The organism is Pseudomonas poae, assembly GCF_001439785.1.
Taxonomy (GTDB): Bacteria; Pseudomonadota; Gammaproteobacteria; order Pseudomonadales; family Pseudomonadaceae; genus Aquipseudomonas; species Aquipseudomonas poae.
Window position 1 is genome coordinate 17,856 of the sequence record NZ_JYLI01000016.1, and the last position, 14,113, is coordinate 31,968.

General features: G+C 59.8%; 17 protein-coding genes. 16 read left to right on the forward strand and 1 reads right to left on the reverse strand.

Annotated elements, in window-relative coordinates:
* The first annotated feature begins 3 nt into the window (after positions 1–3).
* The 5 genes from tgt (at position 4) to TU75_RS18595 (ending at position 5,027) form a co-directional block, all read left to right on the forward strand.
* Entirely contained in the window at positions 4–1,119 is a 1,116-nt protein-coding gene (gene tgt, locus TU75_RS18575; protein ID WP_003238437.1) for a tRNA guanosine(34) transglycosylase Tgt, read from the forward strand.
* 44 nt (positions 1,120–1,163) lie between these two features.
* Positions 1,164–1,502, forward strand: coding sequence for a preprotein translocase subunit YajC (gene yajC, locus TU75_RS18580; RefSeq protein WP_003238439.1), 339 nt, complete (start codon positions 1,164–1,166; stop codon positions 1,500–1,502).
* 62 nt (positions 1,503–1,564) lie between these two features.
* Complete coding sequence (gene secD, locus TU75_RS18585) at positions 1,565–3,436, forward strand: protein translocase subunit SecD (RefSeq protein ID WP_003238441.1); 1,872 nt, start codon at positions 1,565–1,567, stop codon at positions 3,434–3,436.
* Positions 3,437–3,445: 9 nt separating this feature from the next.
* Positions 3,446–4,360 carry a protein translocase subunit SecF gene (gene secF, locus TU75_RS18590; RefSeq protein WP_060549720.1) on the forward strand — a complete coding sequence of 305 codons (915 nt, stop codon included), beginning with the start codon at positions 3,446–3,448 and terminating at the stop codon, positions 4,358–4,360.
* Positions 4,361–4,484: 124 nt separating this feature from the next.
* Positions 4,485–5,027, forward strand: a complete 543-nt coding sequence (locus TU75_RS18595; protein WP_003238445.1) for a glycine zipper 2TM domain-containing protein — start codon at positions 4,485–4,487, stop codon at positions 5,025–5,027.
* A gap of 212 nt (positions 5,028–5,239) precedes the next feature.
* On the opposite strand, the gene suhB is transcribed toward TU75_RS18595, so the two are convergent.
* Positions 5,240–6,055, reverse strand: coding sequence for a type III secretion system regulator SuhB (gene suhB / locus TU75_RS18600; protein ID WP_003175971.1), 816 nt, complete (start codon positions 6,053–6,055; stop codon positions 5,240–5,242).
* 145 nt (positions 6,056–6,200) lie between these two features.
* Between suhB and trmJ the strand changes: the two genes are divergently transcribed.
* The 11 genes from trmJ to ndk all read left to right on the forward strand — a co-directional run bounded on the left by trmJ (position 6,201) and on the right by ndk (position 14,104).
* Positions 6,201–6,971, forward strand: coding sequence for a tRNA (cytosine(32)/uridine(32)-2'-O)-methyltransferase TrmJ (gene trmJ / locus TU75_RS18605; protein ID WP_060549721.1), 771 nt, complete (start codon positions 6,201–6,203; stop codon positions 6,969–6,971).
* Between the two features lie 2 nt (positions 6,972–6,973).
* Positions 6,974–7,759, forward strand: coding sequence for a serine O-acetyltransferase (gene cysE / locus TU75_RS18610; protein ID WP_003238449.1), 786 nt, complete (start codon positions 6,974–6,976; stop codon positions 7,757–7,759).
* A gap of 226 nt (positions 7,760–7,985) precedes the next feature.
* A complete protein-coding gene (iscR, locus tag TU75_RS18615; protein ID WP_003238451.1) occupies positions 7,986–8,477 on the forward strand; it encodes a Fe-S cluster assembly transcriptional regulator IscR in 492 nt (163 codons plus the stop codon).
* Between the two features lie 49 nt (positions 8,478–8,526).
* Positions 8,527–9,741: an IscS subfamily cysteine desulfurase gene (locus tag TU75_RS18620; protein ID WP_060549722.1), complete on the forward strand. Its 1,215-nt coding sequence runs from the start codon at positions 8,527–8,529 to the stop codon at positions 9,739–9,741.
* Positions 9,742–9,842: 101 nt separating this feature from the next.
* Positions 9,843–10,229, forward strand: a complete 387-nt coding sequence (iscU, locus tag TU75_RS18625) for a Fe-S cluster assembly scaffold IscU (protein WP_003175965.1) — start codon at positions 9,843–9,845, stop codon at positions 10,227–10,229.
* A 28-nt stretch (positions 10,230–10,257) separates the two neighbouring features.
* Complete coding sequence (iscA, locus tag TU75_RS18630) at positions 10,258–10,581, forward strand: iron-sulfur cluster assembly protein IscA (RefSeq protein WP_003175963.1); 324 nt, start codon at positions 10,258–10,260, stop codon at positions 10,579–10,581.
* 8 nt (positions 10,582–10,589) lie between these two features.
* Positions 10,590–11,111 (forward strand): co-chaperone HscB, encoded by a 522-nt coding sequence (hscB, locus tag TU75_RS18635; RefSeq protein ID WP_060549723.1) that lies wholly within the window; start codon positions 10,590–10,592, stop codon positions 11,109–11,111.
* A 53-nt stretch (positions 11,112–11,164) separates the two neighbouring features.
* On the forward strand, positions 11,165–13,027 hold the full coding sequence (gene hscA / locus TU75_RS18640) for a Fe-S protein assembly chaperone HscA (protein WP_015372915.1): 1,863 nt from the start codon (positions 11,165–11,167) through the stop codon (positions 13,025–13,027).
* A 3-nt stretch (positions 13,028–13,030) separates the two neighbouring features.
* On the forward strand, positions 13,031–13,372 hold the full coding sequence (gene fdx / locus TU75_RS18645) for an ISC system 2Fe-2S type ferredoxin (RefSeq protein WP_015372914.1): 342 nt from the start codon (positions 13,031–13,033) through the stop codon (positions 13,370–13,372).
* A gap of 14 nt (positions 13,373–13,386) precedes the next feature.
* A complete protein-coding gene (gene iscX / locus TU75_RS18650) occupies positions 13,387–13,587 on the forward strand; it encodes a Fe-S cluster assembly protein IscX (RefSeq protein WP_003238461.1) in 201 nt (66 codons plus the stop codon).
* A gap of 91 nt (positions 13,588–13,678) precedes the next feature.
* Positions 13,679–14,104 (forward strand): nucleoside-diphosphate kinase, encoded by a 426-nt coding sequence (gene ndk / locus TU75_RS18655; protein WP_003175956.1) that lies wholly within the window; start codon positions 13,679–13,681, stop codon positions 14,102–14,104.
* The last annotated feature ends 9 nt before the right edge of the window (positions 14,105–14,113 follow it).

The following is a 14,113-nucleotide window of genomic DNA, read 5'->3' on the forward strand; positions in this document are numbered from 1 at the left end:
CGTATGTCGTTTGAACTGCTGGCCACCGACGGCAAGGCCCGTCGTGGTCGCCTGACCTTCCCGCGCGGCACCGTCGAGACCCCGGCGTTCATGCCGGTCGGCACCTACGGCACCGTCAAGGGCATGCTGCCGCGCGACATCGTCGCCACTGGCGCCGAGATCATCCTCGGCAACACCTTCCACCTGTGGCTGCGCCCGGGCACCGAAGTGATCAAGAAGCATGGCGACCTGCATGACTTCATGAAGTGGCAGGGCCCGATTCTCACGGATTCCGGTGGTTTCCAGGTGTTCAGCCTGGGTGCCATGCGCAAGATCAAGGAGGAGGGCGTGACCTTCGCCTCGCCGGTCGACGGCGCCAAGGTGTTCATGGGGCCGGAAGAATCGATGCAGGTGCAGCGCGACCTGGGCTCGGACATCGTGATGATTTTCGACGAGTGCACGCCGTACCCGGCCGATGAGGACGTGGCGCGCATCTCCATGGAGCTGTCGCTGCGTTGGGCCCAGCGTTCGAAAAACGCCCATGGCGACAACACTGCGGCGCTGTTCGGCATCGTCCAGGGCGGCATGCACGAAAGCCTGCGCAAGCGCTCGCTCGAAGGCCTCGACAAGATCGGCTTCGACGGCCTGGCCATTGGCGGTCTGTCGGTGGGCGAGCCCAAGCACGAGATGATCAAGGTGCTGGATTATCTGCCGGGCCTGATGCCTGCTGAAAAACCTCGTTACCTTATGGGCGTTGGCAAACCGGAAGATCTCGTAGAGGGTGTGCGCCGCGGTGTGGACATGTTCGATTGCGTGATGCCAACCCGTAATGCCCGCAATGGGCATCTGTTCATCGATACAGGCGTGCTGAAGATCCGTAACGCGTTCCATCGCCATGATGAATCGCCGCTCGATCCCACCTGTGACTGCTACACCTGCCAGAACTTCTCCCGGGCTTATCTGCATCATCTGGACAAGTGCGGGGAAATGCTGGGTAGCATGTTGAATACCATCCACAATTTGCGTCATTACCAAGTCCTGATGGCTGGTTTGCGCGAGGCTATTCAACAGGGTACATTGGCCGCCTTCGTCGATGCCTTCTATGCCAAGCGCGGGCTCCCTGTGCCGCCCTTGGACTGAGTTTTCCCGACCCTAAGATTCACTATTTGCAACTGGAGTGCTAAATGAGCTTTTTTATCTCTAACGCCATGGCTGACGCCGCTGCGCCTGCCGCTGCCGGCCCTATGGGCGGTGGTTTCGAGTGGATTTTCCTGGTCGGCTTCCTGGTCATCTTCTACCTGATGATCTGGCGTCCACAGGCCAAGCGCGCCAAAGAGCAGAAGAACCTGCTGGGCAGCCTGCAAAAGGGCGACGAAGTGGTGACCACTGGCGGTATCGCCGGCAAGATCACCAAGGTCGCCGATGCTTTCGTGGTACTGGAAGTCTCCGACACCGTGGAAATGAAGTTCCAGAAAGGCGCCATCGCTGCCACGCTGCCCAAAGGCACGCTCAAAGCGATCTAAGTAACAACCTTTACCAATCGACGGGGCGCGCAAGGCGCCCCGCGTTATAAGCGGGCGGCGTGATGCTGAACAAATACCCTCTGTGGAAATACGTACTGATCCTGGCGGTGCTGGCGATCGGTTTTATTTATTCCGCTCCCAATCTTTATCCTGATGACCCGGCGATCCAGATCACGGGCGCCAGCACTTCGCTGCAGGTCAATCAGGCCGACCTGGAACGTGCGAGCAAAGCGCTCAATGACGCGGGTATCCAGGTCAAGGCGGCAACATTGGCTGCGGGTGCCAAGGGCGGCTTGCTGCGCCTGACCAAATCCGAAGACCAATTGCCGGCCAAGGACGTCGTGCGCAAGGCCATGGGTGACGACTACGTAGTCGCGCTGAACCTGGCACAGACCACGCCGCAATGGCTGCGCAGCATTGGCGCGCACCCGATGAAGCTGGGTCTGGACTTGTCCGGTGGTGTGCACTTCCTGCTGGAAGTCGACATGGACAAGGCCCTCGACGCACGCCTGAAAGTTTACGAAGGCGACGTGAAGAGCCTGCTGCGTAAAGAAAAGTTGCGTTATCGCAGCCTGCCGCAGCTCAACGGTGCCATCCAGTTGGGCTTCTCCGATGAAGCCTCCCGCGAACAGGCCCGTGCACTGATCCGCAAGAACTTCAATGATTTCGACATCGTGCCGGCCGACCTCAATGGTCAGGCGGTACTGCGTCTGGCGATGAGCCCGGCGAAGATCGCGGAAATCCGCGAATACTCGATCAAGCAGAACCTGACCACGGTGCGTAACCGTGTCAACGAGCTGGGCGTGGCCGAGCCGATCGTGCAGCGTCAGGGCGCCAACCGTATCGTGGTTGAATTGCCGGGTGTGCAGGACACGGCTGAAGCCAAGCGTATCCTGGGTAAAACCGCCAACCTGGAGTTCCGTCTCGCGGCTGAGCCGGGTGCTACCCGCGCCACCTCCGAAGAGTTCGAGTTCCGCGAAGGCAATCGTCCGCCCGCTCTGATCGAGCGCGGCCTGATCATCACCGGTGACCAGGTCACCGACGCCAAGGCCGGTTTCGACTCGCAGCACGGTACGCCTGAAGTGAACATCCGCCTGGATGGCCACGGCGGCGACCTGATGAACCGCGCCACGCGCAGTAACGTTGGTCGCAGCATGGCGGTGATCTTCATCGAGCAGCGCCCGGTGACCACCTACACCAAGCAGATGGTCAATGGCGTCGAGAAAGACGTGCCGGTGCAGACCTTCAAGGAAGAGAAGAAGATCATCAGCCTGGCGACCATCCAGTCGCCGCTGGGTGCTCAATTCCGGATTACCGGCCTGAACGGTCAGGGCGAGTCCTCTGAGCTGGCGCTTTTGTTGCGTGCCGGTGGCCTGGCCGCGCCGATGTACTTCGCTGAAGAGCGCACCATTGGTCCGAGCCTGGGTGCCGACAACATCACCAAGGGTGTCGATGCGGCCTTGTGGGGCATGCTGTTCGTGTCGCTGTTCATCATCGCCATCTACCGCTTCTTCGGCGTGATCGCCACCGTGGCCCTGGCGGGCAACATGGTGATGCTGCTGGCCCTGATGTCGCTGCTGGGTGCAACGCTGACCCTGCCGGGTATTGCCGGTATCGTACTCACCATGGGTATGGCGGTGGATGCCAACGTGCTGATCTTCTCGCGGATTCGTGAGGAGATCGCCGCCGGCATGACCGTGCAGCGTGCAATCAACGAAGGCTTCGGCCGGGCATTTACCGCGATTCTCGACTCCAACCTGACCACTCTGCTGGTCGGCGGGATTCTCTTTGCCATGGGCACCGGCCCCGTCAAAGGTTTTGCGGTGACCATGTCCCTGGGTATCTTTACCTCGATGTTCACGGCCATCATGGTGACCCGCGCAATGGTCAACCTGATCTTTGGCGGACGTGACTTCAAGAAGCTGTGGATTTAAGGGGCTGCCATGTTACGTACAATCAACTTCATGGGCGTTCGCAACGTTGCGTTCGGCGTCACCGTGCTCCTTACCGTTCTGGCGTTGTTCAGCCTGTTCCATAAGGGTCTGAACTACGGTCTGGACTTCACCGGCGGTACGCTCATCGAGCTGACCTACGAGAAGCCCGCCGACGTCACCCTGGTGCGCAATGAGCTGGTCAAGGCCGGCTATCACGAAGCAATCGTGCAGAGCTTTGGTGCAACCACGGACCTGCTCGTGCGTATGCCGGGTGAAGACCCGCAACTGGGTCACCAGGTGGCCGAGGCCTTGCAGAAGGTCGGTGGCGACAACCCGGCGTCGGTCAAGCGCGTCGAGTTCGTGGGGCCGCAAGTGGGTGAAGAGCTGCGCGACCAGGGCGGCCTCGGCATGCTGATGGCGCTGGCCGGCATCATGGTCTACCTGGCTTTTCGCTTTCAGTGGAAGTTCGGTGTCGGCGCCATTGTGTCGCTGATCCACGACGTGATCGTCACCGTGGGTATCCTGGCGTATTTCCAGATTACCTTCGACCTGACCGTGCTGGCTGCGGTGCTGGCGATCATTGGTTACTCGCTCAACGACACTATCGTGGTATTCGACCGGGTTCGTGAGAACTTCCGCGTACTGCGCAAGGCGTCGTTGATCGAAAACATCAACATCTCCACCACCCAGACACTGCTGCGCACCATGGCGACGTCGATCTCCACCTTGCTGGCGATTGCCGCGTTGATGATCTTCGGCGGCGACAACCTGTGGGGCTTCTCCCTGGCGTTGTTCATCGGCGTTCTGGCGGGTACCTACTCGTCGATCTACATCGCCAACGTGGTGCTGATCTGGCTGAACCTCAATAGCGAAGACTTGATCCCTCCGGCCAGCACTGGCAAGGAGGTCGACGACCGCCCTTGATAGGCGTTTGTTGACACGCTGTTACAAAAGAGGCACGAGAATTGAACTCGTGCCTTTTTTTTTGCTCCAAGGCTGGGTATAGCGCGGATCTTTCGGTCCGCTTGTGATGGTCAGGAGGTTCAACGTGAACAAGTCGTTGCTGGTTGGTGCGGTATTGGGTGCTGTCGGTGTGACTGCCGGGGGCGCTGTTGCCACCTACAGCCTGGTTAAAAGCGGCCCTGAGTATGCGCAAGTGCTGGCGGCACAGCCGGTAAAAACCCAGATTAAAACTCCGCGTGAGGTCTGCAAGGACGTCGCAGTGACTCGGCAGAAGCCGGTGCAGGATCAGCATCAGATTGTCGGCACCGTGGTCGGTGCGCTGGCCGGTGGCCTATTGGGCAACCAGGTCGGTGGCGGTAACGGCAAGAAGCTGGCCACCGTGGCCGGTGCGGTCGGTGGCGGTTACGCCGGTAACAAGGTTCAGGAAGGCATGCAGAACCGCGATACCTACACCACCACCCAGACCCGCTGTAATACCGTCAACGACATCAGCGACAAGGTTGTCGGCTATGACGTGCGTTACACCCTGGATGGCAAGGAAGGCACCGTGCGCATGGACCGCGATCCAGGCGGCCAGATTCCAGTGGATAAAGAAGGTCGTTTGATCCTTGGCCAGAACCAGCAATAATTCAGAGATTCAAAGGTTTGTGCAGTAAATATGTGGGAGGGAGCTTGCTCCCGATGGTGGTAGGTCAGTCAATACATTAGGTGACTGACAAACAGCTATCGGGAGCAAGCCCCCTCCCACAGTTGATTTCTGGTGTTGCTGGCATGTGTGTTCATGCCAAATTCCAGGCATGAAAAAAGCACCCCTTGGGGTGCTTTTTTGTGCCTGCTTGCTTAGCGCTTCAGCGAGGCCGGCAGGTGCGGCTGGATTGCTGTCAGCACGGCCTTGAAGCACTTGGTGTTGCCCGCAACCACGTGGCCTTTTTCAAGGAAGTCGTGACCGCCGGTGAAGTCGCTCACCAGGCCGCCCGCTTCCTGGATCAGCAGGGCGCCTGCAGCCATGTCCCACTCGGACAGGCCCGACTCCCAGAACGCATCGAAACGACCGGCGGCCACGTACGCCAGGTCCAGGCTCGCAGCGCCGGCGCGACGGATGCCGGCGGTCTGGCCGACCAGGGCGCGGAACATGCCCAGGTAGTTTTCCAGGTTATCCATCTGGTCGTCACGGAATGGGAAGCCGGTGCCCAGCAGGGCGCCGTCCAGGCTGGTGCGGCCGCTGACGCGCAGGCGGCGACCATTGAGCTGCGCGCCACGGCCACGGCTGGCGGTGAATTCTTCCTGGCGAACCGGATCAAGTACGACAGCGTGCTCCAGGCGGCCACGGTATTTGCAGGCAATGCTCACGGCAAAGTGCGGGATGCCGCGCAGGAAGTTGGTGGTGCCATCCAGTGGGTCGATGATCCACAGGTAGTCTTCGCCTTCGCCGCTGCCTTTATGCAGGCCGGTTTCTTCGCCGAGAATGCCGTGGGTCGGGTAGGCCTTGCGCAGGGCGTCGATGATTTTCTGTTCGGCGGCGCGATCCACCTCGGATACGTAATCCTTGGCGTCTTTTTCGTCGACCTTGATGGTATCCAGGCGCTCGATGGAGCGGAAGATCAATTCACTGGCGCTGCGGGCGGCGCGCAGCGCGATATTCAGCATGGGCTGCATGGATAGGTCACCTAAGGTTGTTAAAGAAAGCCGGGCAGTTTAGCAGAAACTTTCTTCAGGTGAAGAGCGGCGTTAGCTTTCGTGGCATAACCTTAGGCTGTTCTGTAAGATTTGCTCCCCTTTCCCGTGTCCGAGAGCGCCTCCCTTGCTGCAAAACATTCGTGTCGTCCTCGTCAATACCAGTCACCCCGGCAATATCGGCGGAGTGGCGCGAGCCATGAAAAACATGGGGCTGACGCGCCTGGTGCTGGTCGAACCGCGGGTGTTCCCGCACCACGAGGCCGATGCTCGTGCGTCCGGTGCCAACGACCTGCTCGCGACCGCCCAGGTCGTCGCCACCCTGGAAGATGCGCTGGTGGGCTGCAATCTCGTGCTCGGCACCAGCGCTCGTGACCGGCGCATCCCCTGGCCGCTGCTGGACCCGCGTGAGTGCGGCACCAAGGTGATCGAAGAGGCCGCCGGCGGTGCTGAAATCGCCCTGGTGTTCGGCCGTGAAGACTCCGGCCTCACCAATGAAGAACTGCAGCGATGTCATTACCATGTGCACATTCCATCCGACCCGGAGTTCAGCTCGCTGAACCTCGGGGCGGCGGTGCAGGTGTTGAGCTACGAGGTGCGCATGGCCTGGCTGGCGGCGGCAGGTCAGCCGAGCAAGGTCGAGAAGGATGAAGTGGCGTCGACCAAAAGTGGCGAGTTGGCCACCATGGACGAGTTGGAGCGTTTCTATGAGCACCTGGAGCAAACCCTGGTAGCGATCGAGTTTCTCGATCCGGAAAAGCCGCGCCATCTAATGGCGCGCTTGCGTCGCCTGTATGGGCGCAGTTCGGTGAGTCGAGCGGAAATGAACATATTGCGTGGCATCCTCACGGAAACCCAGAAAGCGGGCCGTGGCGAGCTGCTTAAGCGGAAGGATTGACAATGTTCGAGCGTTTGCGAGAAGACATCCAAAGCGTTTTCCACCGCGACCCGGCGGCGCGCAATGCCTTTGAAGTGCTGACCTGCTACCCGGGCATGCATGCGATCTGGATCCACCGCCTGTCCGGCTTCTTTTGGGGCATGGGCTGGAAGTGGGTGGCGCGGCTGGTGTCGAACTTCGGCCGTTGGCTGACCGGGATCGAGATTCACCCGGGCGCCAAGGTCGGGCGTCGTTTTTTCATCGACCACGGCATGGGCATTGTGATCGGCGAAACCGCTGAAATCGGCGACGATGTGACGCTGTATCAGGGCGTGACGCTGGGCGGCACCAGCTGGAATAAAGGCAAGCGCCACCCGACTTTGGAAAATGGCGTGGTGGTGGGGGCGGGCGCCAAGGTGCTCGGTCCGTTCACGGTGGGTGCAGGCGCCAAAGTGGGTTCCAATGCCGTGGTGACCAAGGCGGTGCCGGCTGGCGCAACGGTGGTGGGTATTCCCGGTCGTATCATCGTCAAGCCGGAAGTCGGCGACGAGCAGGAAGCCAAGCGCAAGGCCATGGCCGAGAAGATTGGTTTCGATGCCTATGGCGTCAGTGAAGACATGCCCGACCCGGTGGCGCGCGCCATCGGCCAATTGCTTGATCATCTGCAGGCGGTGGATGGCAAGCTGGAGGGCATGTGCGGTGCGCTGAAGGAGTTGGGCAGCCCGTACTGCGCCAAAGATCTGCCTGAGCTGCGCGAAGAAGATTTTGCTGAAATCAAGGACGAAGCCGCTACCACCAAGGCAGGCTGAGCGCGGTCCCTTGTGGGAGCTGGCAAGCCAGCTCCCACATTTGATCTCCATTGGCTCCGTGGTCTTGCAGCAGGCCTGGTTAAGCTATTCGATCCCACCCCATCCTGCTATGATTCGCGCGCCCTTTTTGCGGGTAATCCCGACTAAAGCACTAGGTCTTATAGTTGACTTAAATACTCGGGAATCGCATACTTGCTCCCATTCTGAAACACCTTGGTACTTGTCCATGAGACTGACTACGAAAGGCCGATACGCGGTGACCGCCATGCTTGACCTGGCCTTGCACGCGCAAACTGGCCCGGTGTCCCTGGCCGATATTTCCGAGCGCCAAGGCATTTCACTGTCTTACCTCGAGCAGCTGTTCGCCAAATTGCGCCGCAGCAATCTGGTCTCCAGCGTTCGCGGGCCAGGGGGCGGCTATCAGTTGTCCCGCGAGATGCAGGGTATCCAGGTGGCCCAGGTGATCGACGCGGTCAACGAATCCGTCGATGCCACCAAATGCCAGGGCCTGGGTGATTGCCACGCCGGCGACACCTGCCTGACTCACCACCTGTGGTGTGACTTGAGCCTGCAGATCCATGAGTTTTTGAGTGGTATCAGCTTGGCTGATCTTGTGACTCGCCGTGAGGTGCAAGAAGTAGCCCAGCGTCAGGACCAGCGCCGTTGCAACACCAAGGCGCCGCGTCTGGACAAGATTGAAGCGTCCGCCGTCGAGTGACAGCCGAAGAGCTAACGGCACGCCAGCCAGCCTGATTAGGAGAAAGTCCATGAAATTGCCAATTTACCTTGATTACTCAGCGACCACCCCGGTTGACCCGCGTGTTGCGCAAAAGATGAGTGAATGCCTGCTGGTTGACGGAAACTTCGGCAACCCGGCCTCCCGCTCCCACGTATTCGGCTGGAAAGCCGAGGAAGCGGTCGAGAGCGCGCGTCGTCAGGTCGCCGACCTGGTTGGCGCAGATCCGCGTGAGATCGTCTGGACCTCCGGTGCCACCGAGTCCGACAACCTGGCGATCAAGGGCGCGGCGCATTTCTACGCGACCAAGGGCAAGCACCTGATCACCACCAAAATTGAGCACAAGGCTGTCCTCGACACCATGCGCCAGCTGGAGCGTGAAGGTTTCGAGGTGACTTACCTTGAGCCAACCACCGACGGTATCGTCACTCCGGCCATGATCGAAGCCGCGCTGCGTGAAGACACCATTCTGGTTTCCGTGATCCACGTGAACAACGAAATCGGCACCATCAACGACATCGCCGCCATCGGCGAGCTGACGCGCTCCAAGGGTGTGTTGCTGCACGTCGACGCTGCTCAGTCCACCGGCAAGGTCGATATCGACCTGTCCAAGCTGAAAGTCGACCTGATGTCGTTCTCGGCCCACAAGACATACGGCCCTAAAGGCATCGGCGCTCTCTACGTAAGCCGCAAGCCTCGCGTGCGTATCGAAGCGGGCATGCACGGTGGCGGTCACGAGCGCGGCATGCGCTCGGGCACGTTGGCCACTCACCAGATCGTTGGCATGGGTGAGGCCTTCCGCGTAGCCAAGGAAGACATGGCTGCCGAAAACATTCGTATCAAGGCCCTCAGTGATCGCTTCTACAAGCAGGTCGAGAACCTTGAAGAGCTGTACGTCAACGGCAGCATGACCGCCCGCGTACCGCACAACCTAAACCTGAGCTTCAACTACGTCGAAGGCGAGTCGCTGATCATGGCGCTCAAGGACCTGGCGGTTTCGTCCGGTTCGGCTTGCACCTCGGCCTCCCTTGAGCCTTCGTACGTACTGCGCGCCCTGGGCCGCAACGACGAACTGGCACACAGCTCGATCCGCTTCACCTTCGGCCGCTTCACCACCGAAGAGCAGGTCGACTACGCCGCGCAGAAAGTCTGCGAAGCGGTCAACAAGCTGCGCGTTCTGTCGCCGCTGTGGGACATGTTCAAAGACGGTGTCGACATCTCCAAGATCGAGTGGGCGGCACACTAAATTATAGAAGCCGCCACCCAAGGCTCTGTAGGAACGTGGCGGAAACCGCAGACGTGACTACAGGGTTCCAGAGCGGCCCTGATGAGTGAGGATTCAGTACCATGGCTTACAGCGAAAAGGTCATCGACCACTACGAAAACCCGCGCAACGTCGGCAAGATGAACGCGGAAGACCCTGATGTCGGCACCGGCATGGTCGGCGCTCCGGCGTGCGGCGATGTAATGCGCCTGCAGATCAAGGTCAATGATGCTGGCGTTATCGAAGACGCCAAATTCAAGACTTATGGCTGCGGTTCGGCCATCGCCTCCAGCTCGCTGGCGACCGAATGGATGAAAGGCAAGACCCTGGATGAGGCTGTCACCATCAGCAACACCCAGCTGGCCGAAGAACTGGCATTGCCGCCAGTGAAAATCCACTGCTCCGTACTCGCTGAAGACGCCATCAAGGCCGCCGTTCGCGACTACAAGCAGAAGAAAGGCTTGATTTAAGCATTTGGTGACGAGTAAGGAGTCAACGATGGCTATCAGCATGACAGAAGCGGCTGCTCAGCACATACGCCGCTCCCTGAATGGGCGCGGTAAAGGTGAGGGGATTCGTCTGGGTGTTCGCACCACGGGCTGTTCCGGCCTTGCCTACGTGCTGGAGTTTGTCGACGAGGTGGTTGCGGAAGATCAGGTGTTCGAAAGTCACGGCGAGAAAGTGATCATCGACCCCAAGAGCCTGACCTACCTGGACGGCACCGAACTCGATTTCGTCAAGGAAGGGTTGAACGAAGGCTTCAAGTTCAACAACCCCAACGTACGCGGTGAGTGTGGCTGCGGCGAAAGCTTCAACATCTGAGGCTACTTGTGGGTACTCCTTGTCATTTCGCTTTATTCGAGCTGCAGCCGAGCTTTCGGCTGAACCTTGAGCAGCTTGCCACGCGCTACCGAGAATTGGCGCGTGGAGTGCACCCGGACCGCTTTGCTGACGCTTCCGAGCGCGAGCAACGCCAGGCGCTGGAGCAATCGGCCAGCCTCAACGAAGCCTATCAGACGCTCAAGAGCCCTGCGAAACGCGCGCGTTACCTGCTTGCGATGAACGGTGGCGAGCTGCCCCTTGAAGTTACGGTGCACGACCCGGACTTTCTGATGCAGCAGATGCAGTGGCGCGAAGAGCTAGAAGACTTGCAGGACGAAGCCGATGTGGCGGGTGTCGCGGTCTTCAAGCGTCGGCTGAAGGCGGCCCAGGAAGAACTCAACGAAAGCTTCGCAGCCTGTTGGAATGATGCAGCGCAACGTGAGCAGGCCGAACGCCTGATGCGACGCATGCAGTTCCTCGACAAGCTCACCTACGAAGTGCGCAAGCTTGAAGAGCGCCTCGACGATTAACCCAGTGTGCTGCCCGTGATGCACGCCTGATAGACAGATAAGACCTGATTACCATGGCTCTACTGCAAATCGCCGAACCCGGCCAAAGCCCTCAACCGCACCAGCGTCGCCTGGCGGTCGGGATTGACCTGGGCACCACCAATTCTTTGGTCGCCGCCCTGCGCAGCGGTCTGTCCGAGCCGTTGCCCGACGCTGATGGCAAAGTGATCCTGCCGTCCGCTGTGCGCTACCACGCGGACCGCATCGAAGTGGGCGAGTCGGCCAAGCTGGCAGCCTCCACCGATCCCTTGAATACCGTGCTGTCAGTCAAGCGCCTGATGGGTCGTGGCCTGTCCGACGTCAAGCAATTGGGCGAGCAACTGCCGTACCGCTTTGTCGGTGGCGAATCCCATATGCCGTTCATCGACACCGTACAGGGTCCGAAAAGCCCGGTGGAAGTGTCCGCCGATATTCTCAAGGTGCTGCGCCAGCGCGCGGAAACCACCTTGGGCGGCGAACTGGTCGGCGCGGTAATTACCGTGCCGGCTTATTTCGATGACGCTCAGCGCCAGGCCACTAAGGACGCGGCGAAACTCGCCGGCCTCAACGTGCTGCGCCTGCTCAACGAACCGACCGCAGCCGCCGTGGCGTATGGTCTCGACCAGCATGCTGAAGGTCTGGTCGCTATCTACGATCTGGGCGGCGGCACCTTCGATATCTCGATTCTGCGCCTGACCGGCGGTGTGTTTGAAGTACTCGCCACCGGTGGCGACAGTGCCCTGGGCGGCGATGACTTCGATCACGCCATCGCGGGCTGGATCATCACCAGCGCCGGCTTGTCCGCCGACCTGGACCCAGGCGCGCAGCGTCATCTGCTGCAAACTGCGTGCGCGGCCAAGGAAGCGCTGACGGAGGCTGCTTCTGTTGAAGTGTCCTACGGTAGCTGGTCGGCCCAACTGACCCGCGAAGCCTTCGACGCGCTGATCGAGCCGATGGTCGCGCGTAGCCTCAAGGCCTGCCGCCGCGCGGTACGCGATTCCGGCATCGAGCTGGAAGAAGTCGTCGCGGTGGTCATGGTGGGTGGCTCAACTCGCGTACCTCGTGTGCGTGATGCAGTGGCCGAGGCATTTGGCCGGCAGCCCCTCACCGAAATCGACCCGGATCAAGTGGTCGCCATTGGCGCCGCCATCCAGGCCGACACTCTGGCTGGCAACAAGCGCGAGGGCGGCGAACTGCTGCTTCTGGACGTGATTCCATTGTCCCTGGGGCTGGAAACCATGGGCGGTCTGATGGAGAAGGTGATTCCGCGCAACACCACCATCCCCGTTGCCCGCGCCCAGGACTTCACCACATACAAAGATGGTCAGACGGCCATGATGATCCATGTGCTGCAAGGTGAGCGCGAGCTGATCAGTGACTGCCGCTCCCTGGCGCGCTTCGAGTTGCGCGGCATTCCAGCAATGGTCGCCGGCGCAGCGAAGATTCGCGTGACCTTCCAGGTCGATGCCGATGGTTTGCTCAGCGTGGCTGCGCGTGAACTCGGCTCGGGCGTTGAAGCCAGCATCCAGGTCAAGCCGTCCTACGGCCTCACCGACGGCGAAATTGCCAAGATGCTCAAGGACTCGTTCCAATATGCCGGTGACGACAAGGTCGCCCGCGTGTTGCGTGAGCAGCAAGTCGACGCTCAGCGCCTGCTCGAAGCGGTGCAGGGCGCCCTTGAGGCCGACGGCGAACGCCTGCTGGACGCCGAAGAGCGCATGGTCATTGATCTGCAGATGCAGGAACTGGCCGAACTGATGAAAGGCACCGATGGTTATGCCATCGAGCAGCAGACCAAGCGTCTGTCGCAAGTGACCGATGCCTTTGCCGCCCGTCGCATGGACCAGTCGGTAAAAGCCGCCCTGGCGGGCCGCAACCTGAATGAAATCGAGGAATAATTAATGCCGCAGGTCATTTTTCTGCCACACGCCGAGCATTGCCCGGACGGTATGGTTGTTGAGGCTGAGACCGGCAAGTCCATCCTCGAGGTTGCCCATGACAACCACATCGAGATCGAAAGCGCCTGTGGCGGTGTCTGCGCCTGCACGACCTGTCACTGCATCATCCGCGAAGGGTTCAACTCGCTGGAAGAAGCGGACGAGCTGGAAGAGGATTTCCTCGACCGCGCCTGGGGCCTGGAAGCGCATTCGCGCCTCAGCTGCCAGGCCAAGGTCGGGACTGAGGATATCACTGTCGAAATTCCGAAATATTCCCTCAACCATGCAGCCGAAGCGCCGCATTGATTCAAGGAAATGTCATGAGCCTGAAATGGGTTGATGTACAAGAAATCGCTATACAGCTTGCTGAGGCCCATCCAGAGGTCAATCCTCTTACGGTGAACTTCGTCAAGCTGCGCAACCTCGTAATGGAACTGCCGGATTTTGACGACATCCCGGACCGGGGTGGCGAAAAGGTTCTCGAGGCGATTCAAGGCCTGTGGATCGAAGAAGCAGACTGAGTCGCCTTTTACGCAGTTAGGCAATACCTGATAACCCGCGTATAATTCGCGGGTTTAATTTTTCGTAAATTACCGTTTCTGGAGTTACACCATGGCTGTTCAACGTACTTTCTCCATCATCAAGCCTGACGCTGTTGCAAAAAACGTCATCGGCGAGATCACCACTCGTTTCGAAAAAGCCGGCCTGAAGGTTGTAGCTTCGAAACTCAAGCAACTGTCCAAGGCTGAAGCTGAAGGCTTCTACGCTGAACACAGCGCCCGTGGTTTCTTCGGCGACCTGGTTGCCTTCATGATCTCCGGTCCTGTTGTTGTTCAGGTTCTGGAAGGCGAAAACGCCATCGCTCTGAACCGCGAGCTGATGGGCGCTACCAACCCTAAAGAAGCTGCTGCCGGCACCATCCGTGCTGATTTCGCTGAGTCCATCGACGCCAACGCCGTACACGGTTCGGACTCCGAAGCTGCCGCTGCCCGCGAAATTTCGTACTTTTTCGCTGCTACTGAAGTAACCGCTCGCTAAGCATCGGCT

Excerpts from the sequence above, each read along its gene's own strand:
- tgt (WP_003238437.1), top strand. The coding sequence starts at position 4 with ATGTCGTTTGAACTGCTGGCCACCGACGGCAAGGCCCGTCGTGGTCGC.
- yajC (WP_003238439.1), top strand. The coding sequence starts at position 1,164 with ATGAGCTTTTTTATCTCTAACGCCATGGCTGACGCCGCTGCGCCTGCC.
- secD (WP_003238441.1), top strand. The coding sequence starts at position 1,565 with ATGCTGAACAAATACCCTCTGTGGAAATACGTACTGATCCTGGCGGTG.
- secF (WP_060549720.1), top strand. The coding sequence starts at position 3,446 with ATGTTACGTACAATCAACTTCATGGGCGTTCGCAACGTTGCGTTCGGC.
- suhB (WP_003175971.1), bottom strand. The coding sequence starts at position 6,055 with ATGCAGCCCATGCTGAATATCGCGCTGCGCGCCGCCCGCAGCGCCAGT.
- cysE (WP_003238449.1), top strand. The coding sequence starts at position 6,974 with ATGTTCGAGCGTTTGCGAGAAGACATCCAAAGCGTTTTCCACCGCGAC.
- iscR (WP_003238451.1), top strand. The coding sequence starts at position 7,986 with ATGAGACTGACTACGAAAGGCCGATACGCGGTGACCGCCATGCTTGAC.
- TU75_RS18620 (WP_060549722.1), top strand. The coding sequence starts at position 8,527 with ATGAAATTGCCAATTTACCTTGATTACTCAGCGACCACCCCGGTTGAC.
- iscU (WP_003175965.1), top strand. The coding sequence starts at position 9,843 with ATGGCTTACAGCGAAAAGGTCATCGACCACTACGAAAACCCGCGCAAC.
- iscA (WP_003175963.1), top strand. The coding sequence starts at position 10,258 with ATGGCTATCAGCATGACAGAAGCGGCTGCTCAGCACATACGCCGCTCC.
- hscA (WP_015372915.1), top strand. The coding sequence starts at position 11,165 with ATGGCTCTACTGCAAATCGCCGAACCCGGCCAAAGCCCTCAACCGCAC.
- fdx (WP_015372914.1), top strand. The coding sequence starts at position 13,031 with ATGCCGCAGGTCATTTTTCTGCCACACGCCGAGCATTGCCCGGACGGT.
- iscX (WP_003238461.1), top strand. The coding sequence starts at position 13,387 with ATGAGCCTGAAATGGGTTGATGTACAAGAAATCGCTATACAGCTTGCT.
- ndk (WP_003175956.1), top strand. The coding sequence starts at position 13,679 with ATGGCTGTTCAACGTACTTTCTCCATCATCAAGCCTGACGCTGTTGCA.